Source organism: Flavobacterium sp. ALD4 (genome assembly GCF_002836475.1).
Lineage (GTDB): Bacteria > Bacteroidota > Bacteroidia > Flavobacteriales > Flavobacteriaceae > Flavobacterium.
This window is the reverse complement of record NZ_PJBJ01000029.1, coordinates 140,734-158,652: the sequence shown is the minus strand read 5'-3', so window position 1 is coordinate 158,652 and position 17,919 is coordinate 140,734. Positions and strand designations below refer to the sequence as shown.

10 protein-coding genes are annotated in these 17,919 nt (G+C 34.0%); 3 read left to right on the top strand and 7 right to left on the bottom strand.

Annotated features, from left to right (window positions below):
* Positions 1 to 5 precede the first annotated feature (5 nt).
* Together CXF59_RS08370 and CXF59_RS08365 are read right to left on the bottom strand one after the other, a co-directional pair.
* On the bottom strand, positions 6 to 3,056 hold the full coding sequence (locus tag CXF59_RS08370) for a TonB-dependent receptor (RefSeq protein WP_101137362.1): 3,051 nt from the start codon (positions 3,054 to 3,056) through the stop codon (positions 6 to 8).
* A gap of 239 nt (positions 3,057 to 3,295) precedes the next feature.
* Positions 3,296 to 6,097, bottom strand: a complete 2,802-nt coding sequence (locus CXF59_RS08365) for a triple tyrosine motif-containing protein (RefSeq protein WP_101137361.1) — start codon at positions 6,095 to 6,097, stop codon at positions 3,296 to 3,298.
* Positions 6,098 to 6,304: 207 nt separating this feature from the next.
* On the opposite strand from CXF59_RS08365, the gene uvrA reads away from it, so the two are divergent.
* Positions 6,305 to 9,091, top strand: coding sequence for an excinuclease ABC subunit UvrA (gene uvrA, locus CXF59_RS08360; RefSeq protein WP_101137360.1), 2,787 nt, complete (start codon positions 6,305 to 6,307; stop codon positions 9,089 to 9,091).
* Positions 9,092 to 9,160: 69 nt separating this feature from the next.
* Here the strand turns inward: uvrA and CXF59_RS08355 are convergent, their stop codons facing one another.
* The 5 genes from CXF59_RS08355 to CXF59_RS08335 form a co-directional block, all read right to left on the bottom strand.
* The gene (locus tag CXF59_RS08355; RefSeq protein WP_101137430.1) at positions 9,161 to 9,457 is read right to left on the bottom strand and encodes a hypothetical protein; all 297 of its coding nucleotides are present in this window, start codon (positions 9,455 to 9,457) and stop codon (positions 9,161 to 9,163) included.
* Between the two features lie 478 nt (positions 9,458 to 9,935).
* Positions 9,936 to 11,405: an oligosaccharide flippase family protein gene (locus CXF59_RS08350; protein ID WP_101137359.1), complete on the bottom strand. Its 1,470-nt coding sequence runs from the start codon at positions 11,403 to 11,405 to the stop codon at positions 9,936 to 9,938.
* Positions 11,406 to 11,441: 36 nt separating this feature from the next.
* Entirely contained in the window at positions 11,442 to 12,725 is a 1,284-nt protein-coding gene (locus tag CXF59_RS08345) for a glycosyltransferase family 4 protein (protein WP_101137358.1), read from the bottom strand.
* A gap of 84 nt (positions 12,726 to 12,809) precedes the next feature.
* Entirely contained in the window at positions 12,810 to 15,242 is a 2,433-nt protein-coding gene (locus CXF59_RS08340) for a YfhO family protein (RefSeq protein WP_101137357.1), read from the bottom strand.
* Between the two features lie 55 nt (positions 15,243 to 15,297).
* The gene (locus tag CXF59_RS08335; protein WP_101137356.1) at positions 15,298 to 15,579 is read right to left on the bottom strand and encodes a DUF4834 family protein; all 282 of its coding nucleotides are present in this window, start codon (positions 15,577 to 15,579) and stop codon (positions 15,298 to 15,300) included.
* 132 nt (positions 15,580 to 15,711) lie between these two features.
* Between CXF59_RS08335 and CXF59_RS08330 the strand changes: the two genes are divergently transcribed.
* A complete protein-coding gene (locus CXF59_RS08330) occupies positions 15,712 to 16,677 on the top strand; it encodes a transporter (RefSeq protein ID WP_198554656.1) in 966 nt (321 codons plus the stop codon).
* 9 nt (positions 16,678 to 16,686) lie between these two features.
* Positions 16,687 to 17,805: a GTP cyclohydrolase gene (locus CXF59_RS08325; protein ID WP_101137355.1), complete on the top strand. Its 1,119-nt coding sequence runs from the start codon at positions 16,687 to 16,689 to the stop codon at positions 17,803 to 17,805.
* The last annotated feature ends 114 nt before the right edge of the window (positions 17,806 to 17,919 follow it).

The following is a 17,919-nucleotide window of genomic DNA, read 5'->3' as shown; positions in this document are numbered from 1 at the left end:
TTTAATTAAAAATTAATATTTAATCCTAACAAATAGGTCCTTGGTATAGGGTAAAAACCATCATCGATTCCTCCTCCAATTGGATTTCCATTAGAAGCACCTGGATCATAGCCTTTGTACTTTGTAAAGGTATAAAGGTTATTTACACCCATATATAATCTCAATTTAGAGACTCCTGCTTTCTTTACAAATCTAGAATTTAACGTATAGCCTAGCTGTGCACTCTGGATTCTGAAGTAAGAAGCATCTTCAACAAAATAATCTGATAAAACTCTATTACTTGTTCCTGCAGTTGTTACTCTAGGCACAAAATTACTAGTTCCTTCACCTGTCCATCGGTCTAATGCATACGTCAAACGATTCGCGTCGTCAGCAATGCTTTCGTAATTACGAATCATATCATTCCCAACAGATGCAAAACTGTACACAGAAAAATCAAGTGCTTTGTAATTCAACTGCATGTTGAAACCCATAGTTGCCGCTGGAATAGGGTCGCCAATATCCGTTCTGTCATCAAAACTAATTTCTCCATCCCCATTTACATCTACATAACGAATATCTCCCGGAGAAGCTTTCGCTCCAACTCCTGCTTGCGAGGGTGCCGCATCAACTTCCGCTTGATTTTGAAAAACTCCGTTGGTTTTCAACCCATAGAAATATCCTATGGAATGCCCTACTTCCATTCTAGAAGGCGCTGGTTGACCAATACCAAATACCCCACCTTCAAGGAAGTCAGCTCCATTTATTTCCACAACATTATTTCTAAGAAAGGTAACATTGTATCCTAGACTAATATTAAAATCATCCGAAAAATCTTTTTTATAATTGATCGCGAATTCCAAGCCTTCATTTCTTACCGTACCTGCATTTATAGTCGGTGAGGATGCTCCAGGTGCTTGAGCTCCAAGAATTCCCGAAACAGGAATACCTGGAATTAATAAATCAACTCTAGTATCAACAAAATAATCAGCTACGATATTTACTTTATTATTGAACAAATTCAAATCTAAGCCTATATCCAATTTCTTAGCTTGTTCCCATTTTAGATTTGGATTCGGGATCTGTCCTGTTGCACGTCCGTTTACTATTCCTCCGTCAAACACATAAGTTGCTTCACCATTTAACTGAGAGATATAACCATTATTAGGAATTCTATCATTCCCTACAATACCATAACTTCCTCTTAATTTCAAAAAGTCTACTACCTTAGATTCTCCAAAGAAGCCTTCGTCTGACACAATCCAACCTGCAGTGACAGAAGGGAAGTAACCCACTTTATTTCCCGGTCCAAATCTAGTCGATGAATCACGACGAAGCATCCCTGACAAAAGGTATTTCCCTTTAAAGTCATATTGTACTCTACTAAAATACGATAGTCTTCTTTCGTCATAAATATATGACCCAGCTGGATTTGTTCCCTCAGGTGGTGCGCCGTTTGTCAAACTAATATCTGCAAAATCCCATGAATTATTCGGTACATCAAACCCTGTAGTATTTAACCCATTTCCGTATTCTTTATAGATAGTATTTCCAACCATAGCAATAATTTTATGATCATTGGCTATGGTTTTGTTGTACGTTGCAAAGATATCAAAAGAGTAACTATTGTCATTTATCGCATTTTGCGAAACAGAACTTCTGGGTTGATTAAATACCTTTCCGCCACCATAATCAACAATCTTAGCAAAAGATTTTGATTCACTATTGGCAGATTTGAATCCTAAGTTACTAGAAATAACAAAATCTTTAAAAACGGTATAATCTAACCCAAAATTACCGCTGATTTGTTTAAAATTGAAATTGTTATAAGTGTTGTCAATTTGCGCTAATGGATTGATCATTTCATTTCCTAGAGTTCCCCCAGGAAAAACCGTAAAATTACCATCACCATCATAAGGAGAAAGAACCGATGGAGCGTTAACAGCATTTAAAAGTACAGATGCATTTCCGTTTTCCAATAATGTTCTTCTATTGAAATACGTGTAAATAACATTCGATTTCAATTTTAATTTATCCGAAACATCAGCCCCTAATGCTACTCTTGCAGTATTCCTTAAGAAACCAGACTTATCACCCCCTACAATACCTTCTTGATCAAGATGCGATCCACTTACCGCATACGTGATTTTCTCAGACCCTCCAGAAAAAGTTAAATCATGACTAATAATAGGTACATTTCTACCTAAAACTTCTCTTTGCCAATCAGTACCTCTTCCAAGATTACCTACATTGGGATAAGGAAGCGCCTTCCCTCCATTGGCATAACTTTCATTGAGCAATAATGCATATTGAGTAGCATTCAAAGTCTGCAAAGTTTTACTAGTCTCTTGAAATCCTGTGTAAGTATTAAAAGAAATTTTTCCTTTACTATTCTTCTTTCCTGTTTTAGTCGTTACTAAAATAACTCCGTTAGCAGCAGCCGAACCGTAAATAGCGGCTTGTGCATCTTTTAAAACAGTCATAGTCGCCACGTCATTCGGATTTAATAATCCAAGCTCCCCAATATAACCATCTATAATAACAAGAGGTGCAGCATTTCCATTAGTTGCAATACCTCTAATACGAATATCTAACGCTGCTCCAGGTGAACCCGAAGTCGTGGTTACATTTACTCCTGACACAGTCCCTTGGAGGGCTTGCTCTATTCTAACAGGTTTCAAAATATCAAGCGTTTTGCTATCCACAACAGATACCGCTCCCGTTACTTCACGCTTTTTCTGGCTACCGTATCCAATAATAACAACTTCGTCCAAACTTTTTGCGTCCCCAACTAAAGAAATAGTAAGTGCAGAATTATTTGAAGTCACTTTATATTCAAAATTTTTATAACCTATGTAAGTGAATACAAGTGTCGAACCAGACGGAATTCCTTTTAACGAAAATTTACCATCAAAATCTGTTGCTGCTCCTTTTGTGGAATTTTTAATTTGAACATTTACTCCTGGTATGGGTAAACCAGAATCTTTTTCCTTTACAGTCCCTCCAATATCAAAACTTTGGGCGAAACCAAAAGTAGAGAGGAATAGAAAAATAATTACTAGATAATTCGACTTCATAATTTATGTTTTTTGTGAATGATAAAAGTAGAGTGAAAACTAAATAATTTGTTAAAAAAGACCTCTATATAAAATATACATCCTAAAAAAAAGTGCTTTTTTTTATCTATTTTAAATAAAACCCACGTATTTACTGAGGAATCACGAGTGCTTTATTTAGCTCTAACAACGGAATATATACCAGCGATAACGTTAATGTTGTGGTAATGTATAGTTATATTTCTTGTGTATCTATAAAACTATACACTTAAAATATACTCCACAAGACCCTGTTCGTGAGATAACTCCATTTTCTTTCTCAAACGATATCGCTTTATTTCAACACTACGTACAGAAATATTCAACAAAGGAGCAACTTCTTTGGAGGAAAGGTTCAACCTTAGGTACGCACAAAGTCTCAGGTCATTTGGTGTTAAGGAAGGATGAGCTGATTTTATTTTTTTCAAGAAATCTTTGTCAGCACTATCAAAAGCTTCTTTAAAAACATTCCAAGTATCATCCTTGGCAATATTTTTATTTATAGTTGATATAACCGATTTTATACTCCTATTTTCGTTTTCATCGTTCTTTTTCAAATCTTCTTTGATAAAGGCCAACAATTCATTCTTACTGTTTAAACTCATCGTCGACACAGCTAATTCCCTGCTTTTAGAATCCACGTCCTGAGAAAGTTGTTCATTTCTGATACGCATCAGTTGTTGCTCATTCTCCAACTCTTTTATCTCTAATAAAAGATTATTTTCCTCAATCAACTTTTCTTTCTGTGTGTAATAATAATTTTTGTAGGTCTTATTAATATAATACACTATTGCAAGAATAAAAATGAGGTAAATAAAAACGGCAATGTTATTTCTATACCAGGGTTTAAGAATTGTAAATGAGTATATGGCAGTATTGTCCAAAGTTGAATTTGCAAATTTGGCTTTAACTTTAAAGGTATAATCTCCTGGTGCTAAATTTTTAAAAATAACTGCGGACTTTGAACTCCATTCACTCCATTCCTCTTGAAATCCTTCCAATAAATATTGGTACTCAACATTTATATATTTGTTATACTCAGGTACGGTATAACTAAAACTTATGTTATTATCATTATGTTTAAAACCACCATTTTCACTGATAGGATGGCTCACCGCAGTTTCATTCAGTTTATTTGTAGCAATGTTAGCAATTGAGACAGTATAGCTTTTAAAACTCAGGTCATTAATATTCATAATATAATAACCATCTGTTGTGCCTATAAGATAGTCAGAGTTTGACAGCTGTGATATATTTTCATAGCCTAACATCGAATTGGTCAACGAAGAAGGAATCGAAATTATATTTTGTTTAAGCTGGTTACTTAACTTACTCAAAGAGAAATAATGAATATAATTCTTTGAAAACAACCAGATTTTATTAGAATTATCTACAATCAATTTTCCAGATGTATATTCGTCTTTTTCAAAAACAGAGCTTAATAATTTATCTTTTTCAAATTGCTTCGTTTTATCATTTAACTCGAAGACACCTTCTTTGTAGGCATAATAAATTTTGTTGTTAAATTTTATCAAACTCGCATTTTTTCCCTTTTTTGGAGCTTCATAGGACGTGAAAGAATTTACTTTTAACAATTTAGTGTCTAATTGCAATCTAAAAACTCCTTTATATTCATGACTCACATATATTTCATTATTATTTACAATTTCAAAATATTTTGATGAATAGTCAAAACCTGAGATTTTGTTTCTAAAAACCCATTCATTATTTATTTTTTCTAATACCGAAATACCATAATAATTTCCTTGAAGTAACACCTCTTTTTTATAGGGGATCTTTTCAAACTTCCATGTACCGGAAAAAGGAAATATATTTTTCGCAGTACCGTCTCCGATAATGAATGTTCCTGAATCATGCCCACAAAATAAAGTTCCGTCGTACTCAAATAAAGACCAAACCTGACCTTTAGTACCGGATATTAATTTAAAAGCCTCGTTGCTCTGATATTTTTTATAAAATAATCCTTGATTGGTTCCAATATATAATTTGTCATTATACAATTTAGAACTATAAATCGTTCCCAACACACCTGTATTGTCAACAAAATTATGGATAGGAGACTGAAGGTTAATACAATTTATACCGTTGTCCAGACCAACCCAAAGGTTTCTATCTGCATCTTCAAACAAGCATAGCGCCGTGTTATTACTCAATCCTCGATTCTGTGAAATATGATATTTCATTTTACCCTCATTATCTATAATGAAAACGCCATTAGATACCGTTCCAATCGCAATGTTACCATCCGAAAGCAATTGACTGCTATAAACACTACTTTCTAACAGTTGGGAATCCGCTTCGGTTGAAAATTTTGACAACGCACTTCCTATTAAGGTATAAAACCCATTTAATTGCGTCTGGATTAAAAGTCCCTCATTAATTGAGAAAACATTAATTATCCTATTGTTCTTCAAAACAGGGTTGTTAGACACTAATGCCCCCTTACCTCTTTCTATTTCAAAAAGCCCCCCAGTAATAGTTTGGAAATAAATAGAATTGTTTGTTCTAAAAGATTTATTTATCCCGGTATCAGGCGAAATAATTTTAAAATTACCTGCTTTAGTATCATATATATATATTCTGTTCAACGATTGAAAAACTACCCATTGATCAAAATTTAATATATTCCAAAATTGTTCATCATCGAGAATTTTATTTTTTATGGTTTGACTTAAGGATGTGTAATTAAGTTGTCCATCTGATTTTCTCGTCCAAAAACCAAATTCCATGTAACTACCCGTATATACTTTATTATCGATTACTTTTACAGAACGAATAATCGTTTCATTGGGAGACGGATATAACTTCCAATTAGAACCGTTATATTCCAGTAGCCCTTCATTGTTAGCAAAGAATACATAATGATTTTGATCCTGAGAAATCATCCAATTTTGATTTCCTGCTCCATAAATAGATGGCGCATATTTTACAATTGGAGGTAACTCTTGGGAAAAAGCAAAAGAAGAAAATAAAAAGAACAGGATATATAATTTTGTTTTCAATGAGTGGGGCTTTTATTACATTTCAAAAATAAAACTAAAAACAGTATTTATAGTCAGAAAGAAATTATTTATAGTTGAAAATAAGAAAAATTAAGATTCGAAAGCCAAATTTAATTCAAAATACTAGAATTAGCTAAAATTTGTGAACTGTTCACTCCCTTTTCTCTGTTGAAAATTGTTTACTTTTGTGAAAATACATTCTTTTTTATGCAAGTTGACTTTTCAAAAATAGATCCAAAGAAAAATATAATTATTAAAGGCGCAGAGGTACACAATTTAAAGAATGTGGATGTCGTGATTCCACGCAACAAATTGGTTGTAATTACAGGCCTTTCCGGTTCCGGAAAATCCAGTTTAGCCTTTGACACGCTGTATGCAGAGGGACAACGCCGTTATGTAGAGAGCTTATCTTCTTATGCCAGACAATTTCTTGGAAGATTAGACAAACCTAAAGTAGAATACATCAAAGGGATTGCGCCCGCTATTGCCATAGAGCAAAAAGTAAATACTACTAACGCCCGTTCTACAGTAGGAACTTCTACTGAGATCTATGATTATATGAAATTATTATTTGCTCGCATTGGAAGAACGTTTTCACCAATTTCAGGGCAGGAAGTAAAAAAAAACACTGTTACTGATGTGGTTGCTGATGTCAAAAGCTTTGATTTGGACAGCAAATGGTTGCTCCTGTCACCAATTCATCTCGAAGAAGGCAGAAAGCTGGAGGATAAACTAAAAGCACTACTGCAGCAAGGATTTGCTCGAATTTTAGTTGACAATCAAATGATTCGTTTAGACGAAATCGATCAGCATGCGCTTGACAAGAAAGATATAATGCTAATCATTGATCGAATTGTTGTAAAAGACGAAGAGGAGTTCTATAATCGTCTTGCAGATGCGGTGCAAACTGCCTTTTATGAAGGAAAAGGTATCTGCCATTTACAAGAATTAAGTTCTGATAAAAGATTTTCTTATTCCAATAATTTCGAACTAGATGGCATCACTTTTTTAGAGCCAAATGTCCACTTGTTTAGTTTCAACAACCCTTACGGTGCTTGTCCCGTATGTGAAGGGTATGGAAACATTATAGGTATTGACGCTGAACTGGTTGTTCCGAACACCACTTTATCCGTATATGAGAATGCCATATTCCCCTGGAGGGGTGAAAGCATGAGTTGGTTCCGTGATGAATTGGTAAACAACGCTTACAAATTTGATTTCCCAATTCATAAACCTTATTATCAATTGACCGAGAAGCAAAAAGATTTGATATGGAATGGAAATAAGTATTTTCAGGGTCTAAATGATTTTTTTAAAGAACTAGAAGCAAAAAATTATAAAATACAAAATAGGGTAATGCTTTCCCGTTACCGCGGTAAAACTAAATGCCATTCCTGCAAAGGAAAGCGTTTGCGCATTGAAGCTTCTTTTGTTAAAATCAATTCACAGACCGTTTCTGACATAGTCGACCTGCCTATTAAACATTTAGTCTTGTTTTTTGAAGGAATCGAATTGGATGTCTATGAAAAACAGATCGCGAGGCGTTTACTGTTAGAAATTAACAACAGATTGTCCTTTTTAACCGAGGTAGGTTTAGATTATCTAACATTAAACCGAAACTCATCGACACTTTCCGGTGGAGAGTCCCAACGTATTAACTTGGCCACTTCACTGGGAAGCAGCTTAGTGGGATCGATGTATATTTTGGATGAGCCAAGTATTGGTTTACACCCAAAAGATACGGAACGATTAATAAAAGTATTATTATCGCTGCGTGATTTAGGCAATACCGTAATAGTCGTTGAACACGATGAAGATATTATGAACGCCGCCGACATGATCATCGATATCGGTCCGGAAGCGGGTTCCTTCGGTGGAGAATTAGTTGCTCAAGGTACCTTTGACCAAATCTTAAAATCAACATCACTTACCGCGAAATATCTCAACGGGAATTTAGAAATTTCAGTTCCTAAAAAACGCAGAACATTCAAAAATTTCATTGAAATTAAAGGAGCAAGAGAAAATAACTTGCAAAATATTGATGTTACCTTTCCATTAGATGTGCTAACGGTAATTACAGGTGTTTCCGGAAGCGGGAAAAGTACGCTTATCAAGAAAATATTATTTCCTGCAATGCAAAAGAAACTAGATAATGCAGGTGAAAAAGCAGGACAGTTTAGTGAGATTACAGGCTCTTTTTCACAAATAAAGTATATTGAGTATGTAGATCAAAATCCTATCGGTAGGAGCTCCCGTTCTAACCCTGTGACCTATATCAAGGCTTATGATGACATTAGAGAATTATATGCGAAAGAGAAATTGTCTAAAATAAGAGGCTACCTGCCGAAACACTTTTCTTTCAATGTGGATGCTGGCCGATGCGAAACTTGTAAAGGAGAAGGTTCCATCAATGTAGAAATGGTTTTTATGGCCGATGTTCAATTGCCTTGCGAAACTTGTAATGGCAAACGATTTAAGAAGGAAGTACTCGAAGTTTCTTTTGTGGGGAAAAACATTCATGATATACTTACGATGACTATCGATGATGCTGTAGCATTTTTTGAAGTCAATGAACAACATAAAATCACACAGAAACTAAAACCACTACAAGATGTGGGACTGGGGTACGTTCAATTAGGCCAATCCTCTTCTACGCTTTCCGGTGGTGAAGCACAGAGAATAAAACTGGCTTCTTTTTTGGTAAAAGGAGCGACTAAAGAAAAAGCATTGTTTGTATTTGACGAACCAACAACGGGATTGCATTTCCATGACATTAAAAAACTTTTAGCCTCTTTTGATGCTTTAATAGAAAAAGGGCACTCGATATTGGTCATAGAGCATAATCTGGATCTTATAAAATGTGCGGACTGGATTATAGATTTAGGCCCTGAAGGCGGGGAAAATGGCGGACAGTTGCTGGCAGTGGGAACACCTGAGCAAATTGTGCAAGATAAAAAATCAATTACCGGACATTATTTAAAAGACAAACTGTAGCCTGAAAATTATAGATAAAAAAATAGCCTAGTATAAATACTAGGCTACTTTATAACTTACGACAGTAAATTAATTATAACATTTGTCTTCAAATGCATTTCCATCTTCATCAATGGCAACTAATATTCTTATGTCCCGAGAAGAAATAAAGCTGCGGTATATCCAAGGTATTGACCACAAACCTAATGTAGCGCAAGAAAAAACAAAATTAACATTGTGATTTACTTTTATTCCTTTTTTTAATAATACAGCAAATGGTAATTTATCGTTTCGCTCTTCTATTACAAACCCCTTACTAATTTTTTCCTTTAGGATTTTTGAGAATTTAATTATACCCTCTTCCTTAGTTAATGCTTGGTTATTCATAATAATTATATGATTTAATTTCAACATTGTTTTTACTCGAACAATACTGACCACAAAAATAAAAACTTACTACGAATCCCACAATACCCACTTTTAGTGATATTCAACAATATCTCGCTTTCTATATTTCTAGATTTCAGTATGGACTTACGAACCTGTTTTTTAAAAGCAATCTAATTATTACATAACGATTCTAATATTTTCTAAAATTAACAGCTCTACACCATACTACTGACAAAATAGCAATACTAAAAACAAACATTTAAAAACTCAATCAAGCGCAAAAAAAGAAAACTAAAAAAATTTAGGGCTACAAAAACAGCACAGACCAAGTTAAATTAATTAAATCTTGGACAAAAAAATTGCAGTTGACTATCTTCTTGAACTATTTAATTTAATTTAATTTGATAAGACAAAACAACAAATACAGCTATCTTCTAATAATTAAATCGGCCTCCTTCAATTTACAGATTTGATCCTACAATTTAATATTCAATTTCTTGAATACACTATCAATAACTTCATTTATCTCAATTGAAATAACAAACTTATAATTAATATAGACATAAGCCACTGTTAACAGTATCGATTTCAATCCAATGGCAATAACTGGAATAAAAGGAAATTCCCAAAAATAAAACAATAAAAACAAAACAAGCGTCAGACCCATAGAATATAACGTTTGTCTAGTAAAAGGATACAAATGCATCCGTTTTACAACGAATAGTAATTTCGCTAAACTGTATAAAGTAATAGACAATAAAGTGGCAAATGCAGAGCCTATAATTCCGAACATCGGAATAAAAACAAGATTCAACGTTATCGTCAAGAATACGAGCATAAGCCCTAAAAACAATACCATTCTGTAATATTTTGAATTAAAAATTATAGCATTATTATTACCTAATATCAAATCAAAATACTTGGATAATCCTATCATAAAAACAACGGTAATTCCACCAGCGTATACTGGAGGCATCATTTCATATACTTTATTAATATTTACAAATATACCCAGCATAACAAACCCACCAACTATTTGCAAATTGATAGATGTTTTTTTATAGAGATCATTCAATTTTTCCTGCTTGTTCTCGTGCATAAGTTTTGCCGTGATGGGATATACAATTTGGTGCATAGCACGGCTCGGTACAGATATTACCAATGCTATATAAGTTGCTACGGAGTAATAGGCAATGTTTTTAAATTCCATAAACTGCCCTAATATAATTTTATCTCCATCCAACAATAAATTCGCTACACTTCCAGATAAAATTATATAAAAACTATAAATTAATACCTCTTTTAAGTTGGCAGGCAAACTGAATTGAAAATGCGGTTTTTTAATCCTAAAAGCATAAAACATAGTGACTAAAAAAGCAAAGAAATATATTCCAGAAGTTACATAGATAAATTGTATAACTGTTAAAAAGTTAAAATAAACCGCTACAAGTGCAATTAGAGCAAACACCCTTAACCCAACTTCTTTTACAAAATTTCCAAAGATAGAATGCATATGAACCCTTGCCCAAGCATAAAATATTTCGAAATAAGCCATACAAAATCCTGTAAAAGGAATCAACCATAGATAACTAATAGCAAGCTCATTTTTCTTTGGTATTAGAGCTGCAATATCATCAAAGAAAACTAAACCCATAATTATCAAAGGAATACACAAAACTAAAGGAACTAAAACAGTAAATGACAAAAACCGATTTTCCTCCTCCTCGCTAGTACATTGCGAAAAGAATTTTACTAAGGTATTTTGCATACCAATAGCAAACAAAGGCATCATAAGGTTAGCTCCAGAAAGAATGTAATTAGTTAAACCATAATAAGTATCTCCTAAAATAATTGGAAAAAAGAAAATGGTATTTATCCCACCAATACCGAAACCGATATATGTTATTATTGTATTTTTTAACGACTGATTTAATACTATTCCCATTCGGAGATTAGAAGTTAGATGTTAGGTTTTGAGGGCTTACTTTATTAAATCAACTAATTCTTTAGTTAAATTTTTTCTTGAATACTGTTGTAACCCAACTCCTTTTGCCTGCAATTTGCCTTGCAAAAATTGATTATAAAAATCCAAAATTACACTTTTTAGCTTCACTTTCTCTGAATAGTTAAAAAACACCCCCGTATTAGTACTTGTTATTATTTCAGCAAAATCAGAATCTCTTGGTCCGATAGCAAGGATAGGTCGGTTGGATACCATATACTCAAATAATTTACCAGGAATAATACTTTTCGTATCCTCAGAATCGATTTCGATCAACAATAAAACTTGAGACTTGCGTTGATGAGAGATTGCTTTCCCATGCGCAAGATATCCCAGATTATTCAAATAAAGATCTAATCCAAATTGTGAAACAGTTTCCAGTACTTCCTGACTTACTGCCCCTATTAATTTTATCTCCAAATGCGTTTTAAAATCAGGAACTTCACTGATTAGCTCCACTAAGCTCTCCCATAAAATCATAGGATTTCGCTCAGAAAGAAAAGAACCAATGTGTGCCAAACTGAATTTTGTGTCCAATGACTGCTCTTCTATTTTTTCGACATCATACCCATTTGTTATCACGGTAATAGGTTTACTTGTGATGGCTTCAAACTCTCTTTTTGTGGTCTTGCTCGTGACAATTATAGTATCTGCTGTATTCAAAACTTTATGCTCTAACATCTTATGCTGTTTCGTGGCGTAATTTGATAATCGCAAAGCTTTATGATAGCCAATAGTAGTCCATGGATCCCTGAAGTCCGCAAACCATTTTAAATCTAACTTTCGTTTTAATTCCAAACCGATAAGATGTAAGCTGTGTGGCGGCCCTGAAGTAATTATAGTATCAATTTTATTTTCAACAATGTATTTTTCCAAGAAAGAAACAGAGGGATTCACCCATAAAAAACGGGCATCAGGAATAAACAAATTACCCCGTACCAAAAGGAAAAGTTTATCCATAAAAGACTGCTTTTTCTGACTTGGAATAATTCCAGAGCTTATTTTCTTAGTTTTGTTTTTCGAAAAAAAAGAAGCCAATTGATAGGGTTCAAAAATTTTCTGTTTCAAAACAATTGCCTTATCCGAAACTTCTTTTATTAAATTAGGATCAACAATGGGATAGGTAGGATTCTCTGGAACATACACAATAGGCTGAATACCAAAATCAGGCAAATATTTCACAAATTTTAGCCAACGTTGAACACCAGGTCCACCTGCGGGTGGCCAATAATAGGTTATAATTAAGACTTTTCTGTTTTCCAAAATTGCTGAATGTTAAATTATAAGATTAATGAATACTGAACACTATTTTTAAAATTATTAAACCAATCCCGAGGCTTCGAGACGTTAATCAACATTCTTAAATCTTTTCTTTTTTTCATAATAAACTCCTCCTACTAAAAGCAAAAGCATACCAACAGCACTAATCAAAGTAAGGATACTTCCCGTTTTTATCACTTGCGGCTCAAATTTGAATTCAATACTATGTTGCCCTCCGGGTACAATCATAGCTCGCAGTACATAATTAACAGGGAAATGTTCCGTTTTCTCACCGTCAACATAAGCATTCCATCCGTTTTCATAGTAGATTTCAGAGAAAACCGCTAATCCTTCATTTTCATTATTGGAAGTGTATTTTATATAATTCGGCTTGTAAATATCTATTTTAATCGTTCCTGATGTGTCTAAATTTCTTTTTAAACGGGCATTCTTAAATTTGTCGCCATAAAGATGAATATTAAAAATAGCTGCTTTCTTAGTATCCAGCTCGTCCAGCAATTTCATTTCATTATTAGACTTATTCACTAATTTGACATCATTTACAAACCAGGCATTCCCGTTAGCATTTGGGTTTATAGTTGGAAATTCTTTCCCCTCTTTATTAGTCTGAATAATGTATTTAACATTCAACATGTTCAGAATTTCCATGTTATTTTTAGCGATTTGATAATCAAACAACTGCTGTACTTTTCTCGGTTTTGCGGCATGATACCCCCCAATAGATTTATGGAAATAAGAGGCTCTCGCACTCGAAAAATTACCACTGACCTCAAAAACACGATAGTGCGATGTATCCTTTAGAATCTCAATATCTGAAGGTGTTTCCTGAAAAGGAACAGCAACTTCCCTTCCACTGACAAAATCTTTTGATGAGACATAGTTTTTATCAACAAAAAACAAATCGGAAACCATAAATAATCCCACAAGAATTATAGCGGTATTTTGAGCTATTTTATTTTTTATAAATAACCAAAGAACTCCGGCTACCAGTAGGATGAAAAATCCGGATCGCAGCAAATCAGCACTATATAAACTCATCCTGTCCCCTATAAGCGCATCCACAAACCCTGGTCCGTAACTTTCTCGATAATACTCGTCATTGACACCTGAAAAGCTAAACATACTTTTGCTTAAAAACAAAACGACAATTAGCCCTAAAGCTACCGCTAATGAACGCCATAGTGCTTTCCATTGCATTTCTTTATCCAATTTAAAAAACGACTGTAATCCCATAATTGCCAAAACCGGAAAACATAATTCTAAAATTACCTGTATCGAAGAGACGGCTCTAAACTTATTGTACATTGGCACATAGTCTATAAAGAAATCGGTCAGTGCAGGGAAGTTTTTACCCCAAGAAAGTAACAAAGCAGTAAAGGCTCCAGAAAGAAAAACGTATTTTATTTTTCGTTCATCAATAAATAAAGCGATAATTCCCAAAAAGAAAACTACAATCCCAATATAAGCTGGTGCTGCTACTATAGGCTGGTCTCCCCAATAAGTCGGCATTCCCTTTACATAATCAGCTGCTTGCCCTTCGGGAACACCCTGACCAAGCATGAACTCGTACATTTTACTATCTTTTCCGAGTGCCTCATGGTTTGACCCACCAAAAAGCCTTGGGGCGATCAAATTAAAACTTTCTGCTAGGCCATAACTATATTCGGTAATGTAATCCTTAGTCATAGCACTTGAAGAAGTGTTTTTTGAACCATCAGGATTGAAACTTAATTCACTTTTACCCCTTGTACTGAAACTGGCATATTCTGCAGTTGCTAATAAGTTTGTCGCATTGGCGCCAATGGCAAATATTCCGGCAATTGCGAGAACACCAAGAGCGTTTAAAAGTGGTTTATATGCTTTCTCTTTAATATCCAAATAGATAAAATAAGCCGATAATATCAATAAGAAGATTAATAAATAATAGGTCATTTGAAAGTGATTGGCATTAATTTCCAATGCTGTCGCAAACATGGTCAGTAAACCACCCAGAACATATTTTTTCCTAAAAACTAATATAAACCCTGCAATCACGAGTGGCATATAGGCAATAGCATGCGCTTTGGAATTATGTCCCACACCAAGTATAATGATCAAATAAGTAGAGAACCCAAACGCTAAAGCTCCAAAAAAGGCTTTTAGTGGATCTGTTTTTAAAACTAATAATAGTCCATAAAACCCCAAGAAGTATAAAAATAAATAATCAGCAGGACGAGGTAAAAATCGCAATGCGTCATCTATTGCCCCTATATAATCATAGGGATACTTGGCCCCTAATTGATAGGTAGGCATCCCGCCAAAAGCACTGTTTGTCCAATAGGGCTCAACATGTTCAGCAGCTCTAAAGTCATTTTGCTCTTTGGCCATACCAGTATATTGAGCAATATCAGATTGGTAGATTTGTTTTCCCTGTAAAACGGGAAAAAAATAGATTAAAGAAACGAGGACAAAACCAAGAACAACTAAAGCGTGTGGGTAAAATTTATTTATAATTTTCAAATTTACGGCGTTTTATTTTTTTTTTTAAATTAAGAGAATGTTAACCAAGACAAATCTAATCTATTTCTTCGTAATCGACATAATCTCCTACTTTTTTGGTCTCTCGTGGTTTTTTAGAATTTGAGTCGTTATATATTATTTCATCACTGGATTGCCCTTTTTTCCACGAAGTATCTTGTGACTTTTGTTGCTGCTGCTGATAATTCTCCCCTGCTTTCTTTACCACTTTTTTAACTAATAAAGGCAAAAGTAATTTTGCCAAAAACTTAAAAATATAATAGAAAGCTAGAATATAAAACAGTACTCTTATAAAACCCGTAAAGGATGCAGTTTGCATAATTAAATATTTTTTAGCAAAAATAATAAAACCAAGCTGAAATTTCGGGACAAAATTAAAATATCATTCTTAAATAAATGATAAAATATAGTACATTTGAACAGCGTTATTACTTTTAAACACGAAAACAATATGTCAAAACTTAAAATAATACTTGCTGCAGTTATTTTTATGTCTCCAATAATTAATTACGGGCAACATACTGATCAGATTAATTCAAACAGACCCGGCGAAACCATGTCTGCCTTTGCAGTCGGAAAGTCAGTTATACAAGTGGAAACAGGAGTTTACGGAATCAAAGAAAACCACCGTTTATTGGAATATGATGCTACCGGTTTCGGGTTAGACCTGACTTTACGATACGGAGCATTATTGGAGAAGTTGGAATTAATAGCCGATCTACAATACCAAAACGAAAATTTTACCACCCCATACAGCACTACCAAAAAGTCAGCTCTGAAGCAAACTGTTTTAGGTGCAAAATACCTCATCTACGACCCGTTTAAAAATTACGAGAAGAACATAAACATTTACAGTTGGAAAGCCAATCACTCTTTCAATTGGCATCAATTAATCCCGGCTGTCTCCGTATTTGCCGGTGCAAACTTTACCATGAAAGACAATCCGTATTATTTTTCTCCTTACGCCAGTATTTCCCCAAAGGCAATGCTAATCACTCAAAATCATCTGGGTGATGGAACATGGGTATTCGTCACAAACATAATAGCTGATTATATTGCTACTGATTATCCAAGTTACGGTTATGTGTTGACACTCACGAAAGGATTCAATGATAAATGGTCCGGATTTGTTGAAAACCAAGGCTTTAAAAGTGATTTTTACAGCGATGCTATTCTTCGAGGAGGCGCTGCCTACCTTTTAAACAAAGACATGCAAATAGACGCATCACTAAGCACAAATTTCAAAGACACACCAACGGTACTTTATGGAGGTATTGGATTTTCTTGGCGCTATGATGCGAACTATAAAGAAGTGCGAATCAGCATTGATAGCGGAGACAATTCTAAATCAAAGGCGGAGAAGAAAGTAGAAAAGAAGAATAAAAAACGAAAAGACGAAATTGAATCTACACAATAAACAACTATAATGATTACTATAAAAGAAGCGATTACAAAAAGTGAATTAACGGATTATATCAAATTTCCATTTTCCCTATATAAAGACAACGAATTCTGGGTCCCACCCATTATTGCAGATGAGCTAGAGTCCTTTGACAAAAAGAAAAATCCGGCTTTCGAGAATGCTGAAGCTTATTTTTTCCTTGCCTATAGGAACAATGAAATTGTGGGACGAGTTACGGCGATTGTCAATTGGAGCGAGGTGAATGATCAACAGAAAAAGAAAGTCCGTTTTGGCTGGTTTGATGTAATTGATGATATCGAAGTCACAAAAGCTCTTTTAGAAAAAGTCTATGAATTAGGAAGAAAAAACAGTCTCGAATATGTAGAAGGCCCCATGGGCTTTTCAAATTTGGATAAAGTAGGAGTCCTTACCGAAGGCTTTGACCAATTAGGAACAATGATTACCTGGTACAACCACCCTTACTACGCTACCCATTTTGAACAGTTGGGTTATAGAATGGAGAAAGAATATATCGAAAGTAAATTTCCTTTTACAAATGTAAAACCGGAGTTTTTCGAGAAGGCAAATGACTTGGTGAAAAGAAGATACCAACTAACTCCGCTAAATTTTAAGACAACTAAAGAGGTAATGCCATATGTGGATAAAATGTTTGATTTATTCAATGAATCTTATGCTTCATTATCATCTTTTGTAGCCATAACTGACATACAAAAAGAATATTTTAAGAAAAAATACATCAGCTTAATCAATCCTGAGTATATTAAATTTGTAGAAGACAAAGACCATAATATTGTTGCTTTCAGCATTGTTATGCCTTCCTTTTCCAAAGCGTTACAAAAAACAAAAGGAAAATTATTTCCTTTCGGTTTTATACATTTACTCAAAGCTAAAAGACAGAGTAAAGACGTGGTTTTCTATTTAATTGGTGTTCATCCTGATTATCAAAATAAGGCGGTCACAGCCATCATTTTCAACGAATACTACCATACTTTCAAAGAAAGAGGAGTAGTAAATTGTTTCCGTACACCTGAACTTGCGGATAACACAGCAGTTCATAACCTATGGAAACATTTTAACACAGAAATTAGCTGCAGAAGAAAAACTTTCAGGAAAGATCTTTAAAAAAAGTGATTGGCATTAAGTTTTAGCAATCCTTTTTTTTTAGAATACAACTATAAATAAAAAAAATCCATTCATAAAAATGAATGGATTTTTTCGTTTATCGATAAACACTAT